The 13,875-nt window shown below is 67.2% G+C and carries 16 protein-coding genes; 3 read left to right on the top strand and 13 right to left on the bottom strand.

What is annotated here, in order from left to right:
* The first annotated feature begins 22 nt into the window (after positions 1–22).
* Positions 23–1,072 (top strand): AI-2E family transporter, encoded by a 1,050-nt coding sequence (locus tag ABIB15_RS14090; RefSeq protein WP_354479933.1) that lies wholly within the window; start codon positions 23–25, stop codon positions 1,070–1,072.
* A gap of 63 nt (positions 1,073–1,135) precedes the next feature.
* On the opposite strand, the gene ABIB15_RS14085 is transcribed toward ABIB15_RS14090, so the two are convergent.
* The 10 genes from ABIB15_RS14085 to rpsB all read right to left on the bottom strand — a co-directional run bounded on the left by ABIB15_RS14085 (position 1,136) and on the right by rpsB (position 8,266).
* A complete protein-coding gene (locus tag ABIB15_RS14085) occupies positions 1,136–1,843 on the bottom strand; it encodes an alpha/beta hydrolase (protein ID WP_354479931.1) in 708 nt (235 codons plus the stop codon).
* Between the two features lie 6 nt (positions 1,844–1,849).
* Positions 1,850–2,146, bottom strand: coding sequence for an Rv1322 family protein (locus ABIB15_RS14080; protein WP_354479928.1), 297 nt, complete (start codon positions 2,144–2,146; stop codon positions 1,850–1,852).
* A gap of 46 nt (positions 2,147–2,192) precedes the next feature.
* Positions 2,193–2,819, bottom strand: a complete 627-nt coding sequence (locus ABIB15_RS14075; protein WP_354479925.1) for an aggregation-promoting factor C-terminal-like domain-containing protein — start codon at positions 2,817–2,819, stop codon at positions 2,193–2,195.
* A 98-nt stretch (positions 2,820–2,917) separates the two neighbouring features.
* Entirely contained in the window at positions 2,918–3,472 is a 555-nt protein-coding gene (locus ABIB15_RS14070) for a DivIVA domain-containing protein (RefSeq protein WP_354479922.1), read from the bottom strand.
* A 14-nt stretch (positions 3,473–3,486) separates the two neighbouring features.
* Positions 3,487–4,425 carry a phosphatidate cytidylyltransferase gene (locus ABIB15_RS14065; protein ID WP_354479920.1) on the bottom strand — a complete coding sequence of 313 codons (939 nt, stop codon included), beginning with the start codon at positions 4,423–4,425 and terminating at the stop codon, positions 3,487–3,489.
* Positions 4,426–4,470: 45 nt separating this feature from the next.
* Positions 4,471–5,025, bottom strand: coding sequence for a ribosome recycling factor (gene frr, locus ABIB15_RS14060; RefSeq protein ID WP_354479917.1), 555 nt, complete (start codon positions 5,023–5,025; stop codon positions 4,471–4,473).
* 10 nt (positions 5,026–5,035) lie between these two features.
* Positions 5,036–5,536 carry a hypothetical protein gene (locus ABIB15_RS14055; protein WP_354479915.1) on the bottom strand — a complete coding sequence of 167 codons (501 nt, stop codon included), beginning with the start codon at positions 5,534–5,536 and terminating at the stop codon, positions 5,036–5,038.
* A gap of 19 nt (positions 5,537–5,555) precedes the next feature.
* Entirely contained in the window at positions 5,556–6,266 is a 711-nt protein-coding gene (gene pyrH / locus ABIB15_RS14050) for a UMP kinase (RefSeq protein WP_354479912.1), read from the bottom strand.
* Positions 6,267–6,373: 107 nt separating this feature from the next.
* A complete protein-coding gene (tsf, locus tag ABIB15_RS14045) occupies positions 6,374–7,201 on the bottom strand; it encodes a translation elongation factor Ts (RefSeq protein ID WP_354479909.1) in 828 nt (275 codons plus the stop codon).
* A gap of 9 nt (positions 7,202–7,210) precedes the next feature.
* Positions 7,211–8,266: a 30S ribosomal protein S2 gene (gene rpsB / locus ABIB15_RS14040; protein WP_354479906.1), complete on the bottom strand. Its 1,056-nt coding sequence runs from the start codon at positions 8,264–8,266 to the stop codon at positions 7,211–7,213.
* Between the two features lie 306 nt (positions 8,267–8,572).
* Here rpsB and ABIB15_RS14035 point away from each other — a divergent pair, with 306 nt between their 5' ends.
* A complete protein-coding gene (locus tag ABIB15_RS14035; RefSeq protein WP_354479904.1) occupies positions 8,573–9,136 on the top strand; it encodes a M23 family metallopeptidase in 564 nt (187 codons plus the stop codon).
* Positions 9,137–9,188: 52 nt separating this feature from the next.
* Here the strand turns inward: ABIB15_RS14035 and ABIB15_RS14030 are convergent, their stop codons facing one another.
* The 3 genes from ABIB15_RS14030 to ABIB15_RS14020 are packed head-to-tail and all read right to left on the bottom strand — an operon-like array spanning position 9,189 to position 13,193.
* A complete protein-coding gene (locus tag ABIB15_RS14030; RefSeq protein ID WP_354479901.1) occupies positions 9,189–10,160 on the bottom strand; it encodes a tyrosine recombinase XerC in 972 nt (323 codons plus the stop codon).
* Positions 10,161–10,167: 7 nt separating this feature from the next.
* Entirely contained in the window at positions 10,168–11,091 is a 924-nt protein-coding gene (locus ABIB15_RS14025) for a phosphodiesterase (RefSeq protein WP_354479898.1), read from the bottom strand.
* A 35-nt stretch (positions 11,092–11,126) separates the two neighbouring features.
* A complete protein-coding gene (locus ABIB15_RS14020) occupies positions 11,127–13,193 on the bottom strand; it encodes an MMPL family transporter (protein WP_354479895.1) in 2,067 nt (688 codons plus the stop codon).
* Positions 13,194–13,261: 68 nt separating this feature from the next.
* Here ABIB15_RS14020 and ABIB15_RS14015 point away from each other — a divergent pair, with 68 nt between their 5' ends.
* Positions 13,262–13,789, top strand: a complete 528-nt coding sequence (locus ABIB15_RS14015) for a MarR family transcriptional regulator (RefSeq protein WP_354479893.1) — start codon at positions 13,262–13,264, stop codon at positions 13,787–13,789.
* Positions 13,790–13,875 lie beyond the last annotated feature (86 nt).

The following is a 13,875-nucleotide window of genomic DNA, read 5'->3' as shown; positions in this document are numbered from 1 at the left end:
CCGACAGCGAGGTAGACGGCCCGTGAAGATCCAGAACCCTTTCCGGTTCGGCCTGTTCGGTGGGCTTGGGGTTCTCTTTGCCCTGTTGATAGGCAGCGCCGTCGTCTCGCTCGCGACGATCCTCACCTACATCGGCGCGGCGCTGTTCCTCGCCCTCGGCCTCGACCCCATCGTCACCTGGCTCGAGAAGAAGGGGATGAGGAGGCCGCTCGCGATCCTCACTGTGCTCTTCGGGGTGCTCGGTGTTGTCGCCGGCCTCGTGCTCGCGATCATCCCGGTCATCGCCGAGCAGGTACAGACCCTCGTCACGCAGATCCCGCGGGTGATAGAGAGCTTCGCCGACGGCAGCCTGAACCAGGCGATCAAGGATGCCCTCCCGTGGGTCGCAGTCGACGATCTCCTCGCCCAGGTCACGGACACCATCTCGGATCCGACCTTCCTCAGCAACCTCGGCGGCGGCGTGCTCAAGGCGGGCCTCGGGCTCGCTACCGGGGTGTTCGGAGCCCTGATCATCATCATTCTCATGCTCTACTTCACGGCATCCCTCGGCAGCCTCAAGCGCGGCATCTACCAGCTCATCCCCGCGTCGAAGCGGGTGGGGTTCATCGACATCTCCGAGCAGATCAGCCAGTCTGTCGGGCGCTATGTCGTTGGACAGCTCACCCTGGCGCTCGTCAACGGTGTGCTCTCGTTCATCGTGCTGACCTTCGTGATCCGCGCCGAGTACTCCGCGCTGCTCGCCTTCATCGCCTTTCTCGGCTCGTTGATCCCACTCGTGGGAACCATCTCGGCATCCGTCATCATCACCCTCGCCGTGCTGCTGTTCGACGGCACGCCGACCGTGTTCTGGGTCGCCGGATATTACCTGCTCTACATGCAGGTCGAGGCCTATCTGATCACGCCGCGGATCATGACGCGGGCGGTGAAGGTTCCCGGCGTCGTCGTCGTCATCGCCGCACTGGCCGGAGGCACCCTGCTCGGCCTGCTCGGCGCGCTCGTCGCGATCCCCGTTGCGGCGTCGATCCTGCTGATCATCAAGCAGGTCGTCGTGCCGCGCCAGAGCGCGCTGTAGGCGCACGCCGCCCCCGACGGTCAGATCAGCGCGATGAGGCGCGTGGTGGCCACTACAGCCCGATTAGTCCCATTCCTCCGGAAGGGGAAGCACACCGGGGTTCAGGCGGGCGACGATCTCGGTGAGCACGCGCCGGGTCTGCGCCTCGCCGACCCACAGGTGCTTGCCTCCCTCGACCGCGACCAGTTCGGCCTCGGGAACGCTCGCGAAACGCTGCGCCGCCTCCGCGGGACGCAGGTAGTCGTCGAGCTCGGGCACGACGACGATCATGCGCCGACCGCTTCCGGCCCAGGCCGAGAGCTCCTCGTCGGTCGTGCGGTGGAGCGGGGGCGAGAGCAGGATGACCCCCTCGACGTCGTGCTCGAGTCCGTGCTTCAGGGCGACTTCCGTGCCGAACGACCAGCCGAGCAGCCACGGCCGGGGCAGCCCGCGCTCGGCCACGAACCTTATGGCCGCGTCGAGATCGTGGCGCTCGTCCTCGCCGTGGCCGAAGGCCCCATCCGACGTGCCGCGCGGCGACGTGACGCCGCGGAAGTTGAAGCGCAGTACGGCGAGATCGGCGAGCGCGGGGAGACGGGCGGCCGCCTTCCTGATGATGTGCGAATCCATGAACCCGCCCGCGGTCGGCAGCGGATGCAGCGCGACGATGGTCGCAACGGGCTCGGCCGAGAGGGGAAGCGACAGCTCTCCCACCAGGTTCAGCCCATCCTCGGTGACCAGCTCGACGTTTTCCCTCGTGGCCGGAAGCTCGATGCCGCCCTTGATCTGCATGCGTCCCTACTTGATCTTCCAACAGTGGTTGTGCCAGTGCCGCCGGGCGGCGACATCGTCGGCCTCGCCCATCAGTCCGTCGGCGCGCCAGGCGACGACGTGGGCGACGCCCGGGGCGATGCCCAGTCCACAGCCGGGGCAGACATAAGGCTTGACCGCCGACGACGCGGCAATGGACTGCACGTTCCACAGGCCGTCGCGCTTCGCGTGGGGCTGCAGCCCTCCGAAGAGGGACCTGGACAGGTCGGGCCGTTCGCCGTCCCCCTCCCCTCTGGACCGACGCGGTCGGTTGCTACGCGGCATGGGTCCAATCCGGTTCGGGAAGTCGAGGTGCGTGACTGACGCCGGGTCAGTACCAGCCCTTGCTCTGGCTCGCGCCCCACGCACCGCACGGGGTCCCGTAGCGGCCACTGATGTAGCCGAGGCCCCAGGTGATCTGGGTGGCCGGGTTTGTCGCCCAGTCCGCTCCGGCCGTCGCCATCTTTGAGCCCGGGAGGGACTGCGGGATGCCGTAGGCACCGCTGCTCGGGTTGTTCGCGAACGTGTTCCAGCCGGATTCCTTCTGCCAGAGCGACACGAGGCAGTTGTACTCGCCTTCGCCCCAGCCCCTGGCCTGCACCATCGCGTACGCGATGGCCTTGGCCGAGCCGGGATCGGGTGTGCCGGCGGCGGGTGCACCACCACCACCACCACCACCACTGCGTGCAGGGGAGGCCGCGGCCGCCGGCGGCGGGGGCGGCGGAACGGGCTTCGCGGTGACCCCGTAGCCGTCGCGAACGACCTCGGTCGTGTACTCGCCATCGACCGCGAGCACCTGCGTGGGCATCGCTTCGATCTCAGCGAGCACAACCGCCGCGGCAGCTTCCTGCTGCGCCATCGGCGACGTCACCGACACCAGCACGAAGGCCAGAGCGGCGAACGAAGCAAAGACGGGCAGTACACCCTGACGCCGCATTGCGGGTTTGTGCACGTCCACGGCAGCAGCCGAAGGCGGCGGCCGGAGCGCTAGGACAGTTCTATGGCGACCCATAGTTTCAAGATTTTAGCCCAGATTGGCTGAAAAGCAGCATCCGATCAACCGCGGACGGCCAGCATGACGTCAATCACGGCATCCAGCACCACGTCGACCTGCGCTTCTCGGTACCCGCCGCGCTGCGGCGCGAAGGAGATTGCGCGCACCTCGTCGACGGTCAACCGCTCCCCGTCCTGGAAGTATCGCGTGAGGCGTTCGGCGAACTCATCGACCTGCTGCACGCTGTACCCGGCGGTGAGAGGACGGAGTCGGTCGAATCTCTCGCCGTTCGGGCGGGCGAGGCGATCGAGGATCTCCTGAGCTGATGTCCTCGCCGAGGAATACCAGTCCTCCTCACCCCGCTCGCGGATCCTCAGCTCTCGCTCACGGCTTGCGAAGGCGTCCTCGAGGCGCTCGAGAGCAGCATCCACCTGACCCGTCTCGTATCCGCCCTTCTGCATCGCAAAGGCCGTGTGGCGGATGCTGGCGGCCGTCACGATCGTGAGCTGGCCCGGTTCCGCCCCGTAGGCGCGCCTGGCCTCCTCGAGAAAGTCCTCCACCTGTTCGACGTCGTACCCGAGGCGGGACCTCTTGGTGCGAGGGAATGTTGTACTCACCGCACCATTCTGCACTACGCGAAGATCAGGAACAGAGCGTACGTCGCGATGGCGCTCGGAAGAACGGAGTCGAGCCGGTCGAGAAACCCTCCGTGACCGGGCAGCCAGGTGCTGATGTCCTTGATCCCGAGATCGCGCTTGATGAGCGACTCGGTGAGGTCCCCGAGCGTGGCCGTTGCCACCATCGTGATGCCGAAGATGACGCCGAGCCACCACGGCTGGCCGACCATGAACAGGGCGAGCACGACGCCAACGACGAGAGCAACGAGCACCGACCCGGCGAACCCCTCCCATGTCTTCTTCGGGCTGATCTTGGGCGCCATCGGATGCTTTCCGAACAGCAGTCCGCTCGCATACGCGCCGGTGTCGGTCGAGATGACGATGAGCAGGAACGCGAGGGTCCACCACTCGCCGCCGTCCTGCGCAGCCATGACGACCGCGAAACTGCCGAGGAAGGGCACGTACGCCTGCACGAGTGTGCCGGCGCCGAGGTCCTTCCAGAACTCCAGCGCCGTTCCCCGGCGGCTCGGGCGGACCTGTTCTGCCGCGCGCCAGAGGCCGACAAGCAGAACCCCGGCGAGGAATACCAGCCAGGCCCCGCTCGCGCCGAGGTAGAACGCCGCCGGCACGATCGCGACCGCCGAGATTATTGTCGGCACGCGCGGCACGTAACGGCCGGCGAACCAGAGGGCGCTCGCGAGTTCAAACGCGGTGAAGGCGACGAGCGCGGCGGCCACCAGCATGAAGAACGACTTCACGAGAATCAGGCTCAGCAGCATGCTCACACCGAGCACGAGGCCGAACCCGATGGCGAGCGGCAGGTTGCGGCCGGCCTTGGCCTCGAGCTTCTCGTTCGCGTCGTCGAGGTGCGCTCGGGTCGTGGCGATCTGGGCGCGGATCTCCTCGCGAGTCGCGGCGGCGCGGGCCTCGAGGTCCTCACGCCCCTGGCGCACGCGTCTCTTCAACGCTGGACGGGGCCTCTCCGGAGAATCCGACATCTAGACCTCGAGGAGCTCGGCTTCCTTCTTCTTCAGGGCGTCGTCGATCGCATCAATGTGCGACTTCGTGACGGCCTCGAGTTCTTTCTCGCCGCGTGTCACCTCGTCGTCGCCGACCTCGCTCTTGAGTGCGTCGAGGTCGTCCTTCGCGCGACGGCGGATGTTGCGGATCGACACCTTGGCGTCCTCGCCCTTGGCGCGCACGAGCTTGACGAACTCCTTGCGGCGCTCCTCGGTCAGCTCGGGCAGGGTGACGCGAATGACTGTGCCGTCGTTGCCGACGTTGGCGCTGAGGTTCGGAGCCGAGACGAGCGCGCGCTCGATGTCCTTGAGCGCGATCTTGTCATACGGGGTCACGAGCAGGGTGCGCGCCTCGGGGTTCTGCATGCCAGCGAGCTGCCCCAGCGGCGTCGGGGTGCCGTAATAATCCACGAGAATCTTCTGGAACAGTGCCGGGTTCGCGCGGCCGGTGCGCACATTTCCGAAGTCGTCCTTCGCCGCCTCGACGGACTTGTGCATCTTGTCTTTGGCTTCTGCCAGTACGTCACTGATCACGACTGCTCCTTCATGTCTGTTCGAGTTTAGACGGTTGCCACACGGCGGGCTTGCGGGGATCACCGACAAGGAACATCGACACCGCGAGCGCCGAGAGGATGAGGGCGGTAAGCCAGACGAGATGCACCAGGAGCGGGAACGGGATGAACATCGTGGCGCCGACGCCGACGAGGGTCACGGCGACGACGGCGAGCGCGGGCCACCAGACCCTCCGCCAACCCACGATGATCGCCACGGCAGGCAGCCAATAGGCGATCTGGCTCGCGGTACCGCTCACCCGCACCGCACGCGCGGCGGGCTCGAGTCCGGGAACGGCATCCACCCACGGCCCGAAAAACATCGCGGAACAGTGGAAGATCAGCAGCACACCGCCGATGATCACCAGTGCTCGCTCCCATGGCCGCAGCGGCACGGCACGCGGTGCCAGCACCGCACCACGGGACAGCAGGCGGATGAGCCCGCCCAGCAGCACAAGCCCGAGCAGGCCGCTCCACAGTAGCGGCTGGTCCATCTGCATCGCCTCCGGCGGGCTACTTGACGAGCGTGCCGATGCGCTCCCCGCGAATCGCACGGGTCACGTTGCCGTCGGGCTTCATCCCGAACACCACCATCGGCATCCCATTGTCCTTGCACAGGCTGAACGCGGTGGAGTCGACCACGTTGAGGCCCTGCACGAGCGCCTCCTGGTAGGTGATCTCGTCGATCTTCGTGGCGGTCTCGTCCTTGTTCGGGTCTGCGGAGTACACACCGTCAACGCCATTCTTGGCCACGAGTACGACATCTGCACCGATCTCGAGTGCGCGCTGCGCGGCGACGGTGTCGGTCGAGAAGTAGGGCAGACCCGCGCCGGCGCCGAAGATGACGACACGGCCCTTTTCGAGGTGGCGCTCGGCGCGGAGCGGGATGTACGGCTCGGCGACCTGGGTCATCGAGATGGCCGACTGTACTCGCGTCGCGGCGCCGGCCTGCTCGAGGAAGTCTTGCAGGGCGAGCGCGTTCATCACGGTTCCGAGCATGCCCATGTAGTCGGCGCGGCCTCGATCCATGCCCCGCTGGCTAAGCTCGGCGCCGCGGAAGAAGTTGCCTCCGCCGACGACGATCGCAACCTCGACCTCCTTGGCCGCCTCCGCGATCTCGCGGGCCATGGCGCTGACGACGTCGGGGTTGACCCCCACCGACCCTCCGCCGAACGCCTCGCCCGAAAGCTTGAGCAGTACCCGTCGCTTTGTGGTTTCCGTCATGGGTGCTCTTCCGCTCGCTTATTGCTGATTATGCCGCTTAACGTGTGGTGGTACACAAACAGGGCCCGAATCGCTGAACGCGACCCGGACCCTGTTTCACGTGTGTGTTACGCGCCGACCTTGAAGCGGGCGAAGCCCGTCACCGCGAGTCCGGCGTCGGCCAGCACCTTCGCAACGGACAGCTTGTTGTCCTTCGCGTAGTCCTGGTCGAGCAGGGCGACCTGCTTGAAGTAACCCGTGACGCGTCCCTCGATGATTTTCGGGAGCGCGGCCTCCGGCTTGCCCTCGTTGCGGCTGATCTCCTCGACGATGCGACGCTCGGTCTCGACCACGTCGGCCGGGACGTCGTCCCGCGAGAGGTACTGCGGGTCGGCAAACGAGATGTGCTGGGCGATGCTGCGCGCGGTCTCCGCGTCGTCTCCCGTGTAGCCGACGACAACGCCGACCTGCGGCGGCAGGTCCTTGTTGGTCTTGTGCAGGTAGACGGAGAACTTCTCCGCGTCGATCGCGACGAGGCGGCGAAGAACGATCTTCTCACCGAGAATGGCCGCTTCGTCGCTGATGAGCTCGGCGACGGTCTGGGTTCCGATCGTCGCGGCAAGCGCCTCGTCGACCGTCGTGGCGCCCGCGGCGACGGCGGCGTCAAGCACCGTGTCACCGAGCTTCACGAACTTCTCGCCCTTGGCGACGAAGTCGGTCTCGCAGACGAGCTCGATGAGCGTCGTCGTGGTTCCGTTTTCCTTCGCGGCGACGAGCCCCTCGCTCGTGGAGCGGTCGGCACGCTTCGCGTTGCCCTTTGCTCCCTTGAGGCGCAGGAGCTCGGTGGCCTTCTCGAGGTCTCCCCCGGCTTCGACGAGGGCGTTCTTGGAATCGACCATTCCGGTGCCCAGGCGCTCGCGCAGGGTCTTGAGGTCAGCCAAGCTGAAATCTGCCATGGGGGTTCCTTACTTGGTCTCGGCTGCAGCGGCCTTCGCTGCGGGCTTCTTCGGGGCGGGCTTGGAGGCGGGGGCCTTCTCTGCCTCGGTGGCCTCGGCTTCGATCTTCGCCTCGGCCGCCTCGGCGGACTCGACGTGGTGCTCGGGAACGATGGTCTCGTCTGCGGCGGCCTCGTGCTCGGCGGCGACGGCATCCGCATCGTTCTCCTCCACGGGGAGGTCGACCGCAACCTCGGCCGCGGGGGCTTCGGCGACGGGCGCCTCGGCAGCAGGGGTCTCGGCTGCGGGCGCCTCGGCCGTGGCCTCGGCCTGGCCGAGAAGCTCTGCCTCCCACGCGGCGAGCGGCTCGACGGGAGCGGATCCCTCTTCGGGCTTCTGGTGGCGCTGGATGAGGCCCTCGGCTGCGGCGTCCGCGATGATGCGGGTCAGCAGGCCAACGGAGCGGATCGCGTCGTCGTTGCCCGGGATCGGGTACTGAACGTCGTCGGGGTCGCAGTTGGTGTCGAGGATCGCGATGACCGGGATGCCGAGCTTGTGCGCCTCGTCGATCGCGAGGTGCTCCTTCTTGGTGTCGACGATCCAGATCGCGGACGGGGTCTTCGTGAGGTTGCGGATACCACCGAGGCTGCGATTGAGCTTGATGAGCTCACGCTTCTTGATGAGCAGTTCCTTCTTGGTGAAGCCCTTGGTGGTGTCGTCGAAGTCGAGCTCCTCGAGCTCCTTCATGCGGGCGAGGCGCTTGGACACGGTCTGGAAGTTGGTGAGGAGCCCACCGAGCCAGCGCTGGTTGACGTACGGCTGGCCGACGCGCTGCGCCTGCTCGGCGATCGATCCCTGAGCCTGCTTCTTGGTGCCGACGAAGAGAATCGTGCCGCCGTGGGCGACCGTCTCCTTGACGTAGTCGTACGTCTTGTCGATGTGCACAAGCGACTGCTGCAAGTCGATGATGTGGCTGCCCGAGCGCTCCGTCAGGATGAATCGCTTCATCTTGGGGTTCCAGCGGCGGGTCTGGTGTCCGAAGTGAACGCCACTGTCGAGCAGCTGGCGGATGGTTACAACGGCCATGGCCGTCTCCTTTACTGGCACACGCCTACCCCATGCGGGCAGGGCGATTGTGCCTTCTCAGTTGTAATCGCGACCGGTTGGCGCGATTCCTGGTGCCCGGCACACATCCGCCTGAAAGATCAGGACCGAGTGGATGTGGTGACATGCTCTGGTACGAGCACTGCGGGCACGCGTAGTCAGCGCACTCACGCGCGCTGCTTCGAAAATGATAGCACCGCTCCTGCACCGGGATGGTCGAGCGCCTCGAGTACACGGCGGCTCCCGCGTCGACGCCGTGGATGCCGAGCCGGGTGCACTCTGTCAATCGTGCCGCTCTCGTCGCTCCTTGCCAGGCCATTCCGGCTTAGTGGCTTTGCGCTCGTGCTCGCGCTCGTTGCGCTGGCGGTCTCCCCCCACGGGCGGCCGGCGGCGGGTGCAGCGGGGGCGGCACCCTCCTGGCTCTGGCCTGTCGGGTCGCCGCATGTCGTCTCCCGTCCGTTCATCGCACCCGCGACGGCATATGCGGCGGGACACCGCGGTATCGACATTCGCGTCGATGGGCGTGCGGGGCTCGGCGCGGAGGTCGTGGCCCCTGCCGACGGGGTCGTCCACTTCGTCGGCGCGGTGGTCGACAGACCAGTGCTGTCGCTTCGGCATCCGGGTGGCCTCGTCTCGAGTTTCGAGCCGGTGGAGTCACGCCTCGTCGCGGGACAGCCGGTGTCTGCTGGCGACGTCGTCGGCACCGTGCATGTCGGCGCCGCTACGCCGGCACACTGCCCGACACCGTGCCTGCACTTCGGGGTGCGACTGCACGGCGACTATGTCTCACCGCTCAACTTCCTGGACGGTATTGCGCGCTCGGTGCTCCTGCCGACCCGGGAGTTACGGTGAGCGGCGGCGTGGTGCGCCGTGGGGCACGGTGCGCTTCGTCGCGCGCGCCGCCTCAGGCCCGCGGGTGCGCCGATCGGTAGCTGGCCTTGAGGCGCTCGGTCGACACATGCGTGTAGATCTGCGTCGTGCCGAGGCTCGCGTGGCCGAGCATCTCCTGCACCGCCCGCAGATCGGCTCCGCCGTCGAGCAGATGGGTTGCCGCGGTGTGGCGCAGAGTGTGCGGCCCGGCCGGGCCGCTGCCGGGCAGCCCGTTGAGCAACTCCGCCACGAGCCGGTACACGGTGCGAGTCCCGAGCCTCGCCCCGCGGGGCCCGAGGAACAGGGCACGAGGCTCGACGGGCGCGGCACGTGCGGCAGATTCGCTACTCGCGGCAGATTCGCCACGCCCGCCGCCCTGGGCGGCATCCGCCAGCAGTCTGTGGCGCCCCTCGCCGAGCCAGGCCTCGATCGCGTGGCGGGCCGGCACCCCGAAGGGCACGATCCTCTCCTTCGATCCCTTACCCATGACGCGCACCGTGAGAGAGCCGAGCTCGACGTCACCGATGTCGAGTCCGGTCACCTCGCTCACGCGAAGGGCTGAGGCATACAGCAGCTCCACGACGGCGACATCCCGCAAGCTGTTCGCGTCGCCCGACCGGGCCTGCGCTGCGAGCGAAGCGAGCACGGCATCGATCTGATCCCGAGTGAGCACCCGCGGGAGGTACCGGTCGGGCTTCGGCGCCCTGAGTCGCGTGGCGGCATCGACCGGCGCCGACCCGCTCCGGGCGAGCCATGCGGTGAACCCTCGGGCCGAGGCCGATCGACGGGCAAGCGTCGCCTTGGACACGCCTGCCTGCGATCCGAGCCACAGCCAGTCACGCAACAGTTCGAGCGTAACCTCAGCCGAGACATCCACCCCCTGCGTGGCCGCGAAGGCAATGAATCCGCTGAGATCGGATCGGTAGGCGCGCACGGTGTGTGCGCTGAAGCCGCGCTCCAATGCGAGGTGTGCAGCGAAGTCCTCGAGTGCACGCGTCAGGAGCATGAGCGCACTACACTCCCTCGCCGAGGTTGAATCGTGACGTCTTGGCCGAGAACATCTGCCGGCGCTGCTCGGGCGTCATTGCCTCGATCGAGGCGCGATGCTCGGCGGAGAAGCCGGTGATCTCGACGGTATCTCCGATGGGGACGATCGAGTGCACGACTCGGTCCTCGTAGACGTGCACGACGTTGAAGGACTGGCCGGAGTCGACACCCGACAGCAGACGATCCTTCTCGGTGAGTGCGAGCGTGTAGCAGGTCGCGGCCGCGACAGAGACGGGCACTCCCGCGAAGGTGCTGTGGGTCGAGAAGTGCAGGTGCCCGCCGAGAATCGCGCGCACGTCGGTTCCGGCCACGACCGCGGCGAAGCGGTCCTGGGCCTCCAGCTCGAGCATCTCCATCGCCCAGAGCAGCGGGGTGGGGACGGGCGGGTGATGCACGGCAATGAGGGTTCCGTGGGGCGCGGGAACCCTGAGCACGTCGGCGAGCCACTCGAGCTGCCCGTCGGTCAATTCGCCGTGGTGGAATCCGGGCACCGTCGTGTCGAGGGAGATGATGCGCAGGCCGCCGATGTCGTGGACCCGGTCTTGGGGCGCCTCGGTGGCCTTGACGTCGAACAGCTCGCTCGAGTACTGCAGGCGTTCGTCGTGGTTGCCCATCACCCAGACGACTTCGGCTCCGAGGCGTGCCGCGGCGGGCTCGACGATCGCGCGAAGTCGTTGGTATGCGTCGGGCTCGCCGAGGTCGGCGAGGTCGCCGGTGAACACGAGAGCCTCGGGACGGATGCCGGAGCGCTCGAGCTGGCCGAGCCCCTGCCGCAGGTTCTTCTCAGTCTCGACAGCGCCGAACAGCAACGCTCCGCCGGCAAGGAAATGGGTGTCGCTGATGTGCACGATGGTGTGCGCGGGGGGCGGATGCTGGCCGAGTTGGATCACGACTTCAGACTAGGACGAACCAGTGTCAGCGCCGATTACCCTGCTCGGCGAGTGCCGGGCGCGGTCGGGTGCGGCCGCCGTGGCCACCAGAACGTGTCGCCGGCGATGAACGCGAGCGCGGGCACGATGACGGTGCGCACGAGGAGCGTGTCGAGCAGCACACCGACGCAGACGATGATGCCGATCTGGGTGAGCGTGATGAGCGGCAGCACCCCGAGAACGGCAAAGACCGCGGCGAGCAGGATTCCCGCGCTCGTGATCACCCCGCCCGTCGCGGCAAGTGCACGGATCATGCCGGCGCGGGTGCCGAGCACCCTCGCCTCCTCGTTGGCCCGGGTGACGAGGAAGATGTTGTAGTCCACCCCGAGGGCGACCAGGAACAGGAAGCTCAGAAGGACGACATTCGTGTCGAGCGCGGGGAAACCGAAGACGGTCTGGAAGAGGAGCCAGCTCGCCCCGAGACTCGCGAAGTACGAGCCGACGACCGTCGCCAGCAGGAGCACGGGAGCGAGGATGGCCCTCAGAAGGATCATCAGCACAATGAGCACGAGCACCAGGATGAGCGGGATCACGAGATTCTGATCTGCCCGAGTAGCCTCGGACACATCGAGTGCCTGCGCGTCGAGACCTCCGACGAGAGCATCCGCCCCCTCGATCGAGTCGAGCTCGGTGCGCAGCTCCCGAACGACGTCGAACGCCTCCTCGGTCTCCGCTGCCGCTGAGAGCACAACGTTGACCTGAACGATCTCCCCGTCGCCCTCGCCCACGGTCGCGGAGTCGACGCCATCGATACTCGCGGCCACCTCGGCGGTATCGTCGGCGTACTCGGCATTGACGATCACCGCGGTCGGCGACCCGCTGCCCGCGGCGAAGGAATCCGCGATGACCTGCTGGCCCTGCACCGCCTCGGGCGCCTGGATGAATCGTTCGGTCTGCGCGAGCCCGGTCTGCGCCTGGGTCACCCCGAGCGCGAGGCCCCCGAGAACGAGCACGCCGACGATGGCGACGGCCGCGGGCCGCAGCGACACGAATCGGCCCAGGCGCGCCCAGACTCCCCGGGCGGAGCGGTCCTCGGACCCGAACTTCGGCACGTACGGCCAGAACAGGCCGCGGCCGAACAGCAGCAGAGTCGGCGGGAGCACGATCAGGGCGAAGATCATGGCGACGACGATGCCGGTGGCGCACGCGATGCCGAGGGCCCGGTTGCCGGTGAGCTCGGCGAACAGCAGCGTCAGCAGGCTCAGCACCACGGTCGAGCCGCTAGCGATGATGGCGGGGCCGGCACCACGGAGGGCCTTCTCCATCGCGTGGCGGCGGTCGGCGATGAGCCGAAGCTCGTCGCGATAACGCGCGATCAGAAGCAGGGCGTAGTTCGTGCCGGCGCCGAAGACGAGCACGGAGAGGATCCCTGTGACGGAGGCGTCGAGTGTGATGCCGATGAGGGATGCGACGCGCGCCGCCGCGATGCCTGCGAGGCCGTCGGCGGTGCCGATCACGACCAGCGGGACGATCCACAGCCACGGACTGCGGTAGGTCACGATGAGCAGAATCGCGACGACGATCACGGTCGTCAGCAGCAGGGTGAAGTCGGCGCCGTCGAAGACCGCGCTCAGGTCGACCTCGAAGCCCTCTGCTCCGGTGAGCAGGGCCGTCAGTCCGTCGGGGAGGGAGGCATTTGCGATCTCGCGCAGCTCGGAGGCGCGCTCGCTTTGGCTGTCGATGTCGTCGGCGATCTCGAGCGGCACAACGACAATCGCGGCAGTGCTGTCGTCAGAAACGGTCGGTGGAGGCACGAATCCGTCGCGGGCGAATGCGGAAAGATCGGCCGCGGCCTCGCCCACCGCGGTGAGGTCGTCGTCGGTCAGCGAATCCCCATCGCGACTGAACACGAACAGCGCCGAGGTGGCGTCGGCACTCGGCAGGGTCCTCTGCAGCTCGCTCACCCGCACCGATTCCGCGGTGTCGGGAAGGCCGGGGCCCGGGGCCGACTCTGAGGTCGTTCCGGAACCGATGGCAAACAGGGCCGCGGAACCGAGGAGCGCGATGCCGAGCACGATCCAGGATGTCGCCCGCGCGGTGATGAATGTCGTGAGCCGACGCATGAGACCCCTTTTAGCTAAACAATTTGATTACGTGATTGCTTAGCTACTTTAGGCATACGATGGGATGCATGCAAGATGCTCCCGACAGCGGCCCCAGTGCTGGCGATGTCGACGGCGCTGTCCCTCCCGTCAGGACGGATAGTGGCGCCGGTCCCGTCGGCCGCGTGCGCGAGGCAAGCGTGTTGCTTCGGGATATTCTCGACCTGACCGTCGACCTCGAGGCGGATGTCGGCGCGGAACTCGACGTCAATCGACGCGACTTCGAAGCGATGCAGCACCTCGTGATGAGCGGCCCCCTGAGCCCGACAGAGATCGCACGCCGCCTGGATGTGTCCACTGCGGCTGCGACTGTGATCGTTGACCGGCTTGCCGCGGTGGGGCACGTGACGCGTCAGCCGCACCCGAGCGACCGAAGGGGAGTGCTTGTCGTACCGAACCCGGCGTCGGTCGACCGTGCGATGGCGCGCATCCTTCCCCTGATCTCGGGCGTGGACAGGGTGCTCGACGACTTCACCACCGAGGAGCAGGGAGTGATCACTCAGTATTTGGCGCGGGTCGTGGACGTGTATCGGGCGCAGCTTCCGCAGCACAGCTGATATGTAGTTGCTTTTGTCAAGTGGGCAGGGTGAAGCGGCGTCCGGGATGATCGTTCCCGGGCGCCGCTTCTGCTGGTCATCGAGTC

The sequence above is a fragment of the Marisediminicola sp. UYEF4 genome (genome assembly GCF_040546025.1).
Taxonomy (GTDB): Bacteria; Actinomycetota; Actinomycetes; order Actinomycetales; family Microbacteriaceae; genus Marisediminicola.
This window is presented reverse-complemented; position numbering and strand designations above follow the sequence as displayed.

What these genes read in the sequence shown, in the direction of transcription:
- ABIB15_RS14085 (WP_354479931.1), bottom strand. Translation starts at nt 1,843, where the DNA reads ATGCAGATCAAGGGCGGCATCGAGCTTCCGGCCACGAGGGAAAACGTC.
- ABIB15_RS14080 (WP_354479928.1), bottom strand. Translation starts at nt 2,146, where the DNA reads ATGCCGCGTAGCAACCGACCGCGTCGGTCCAGAGGGGAGGGGGACGGC.
- ABIB15_RS14055 (WP_354479915.1), bottom strand. Translation starts at nt 5,536, where the DNA reads ATGGACCAGCCGCTACTGTGGAGCGGCCTGCTCGGGCTTGTGCTGCTG.
- pyrH (WP_354479912.1), bottom strand. Translation starts at nt 6,266, where the DNA reads ATGACGGAAACCACAAAGCGACGGGTACTGCTCAAGCTTTCGGGCGAG.
- tsf (WP_354479909.1), bottom strand. Translation starts at nt 7,201, where the DNA reads ATGGCAGATTTCAGCTTGGCTGACCTCAAGACCCTGCGCGAGCGCCTG.
- rpsB (WP_354479906.1), bottom strand. Translation starts at nt 8,266, where the DNA reads ATGGCCGTTGTAACCATCCGCCAGCTGCTCGACAGTGGCGTTCACTTC.
- ABIB15_RS14030 (WP_354479901.1), bottom strand. Translation starts at nt 10,160, where the DNA reads ATGCTCCTGACGCGTGCACTCGAGGACTTCGCTGCACACCTCGCATTG.
- ABIB15_RS14020 (WP_354479895.1), bottom strand. Translation starts at nt 13,193, where the DNA reads ATGCGTCGGCTCACGACATTCATCACCGCGCGGGCGACATCCTGGATC.
- ABIB15_RS14015 (WP_354479893.1), top strand. Translation starts at nt 13,262, where the DNA reads ATGCAAGATGCTCCCGACAGCGGCCCCAGTGCTGGCGATGTCGACGGC.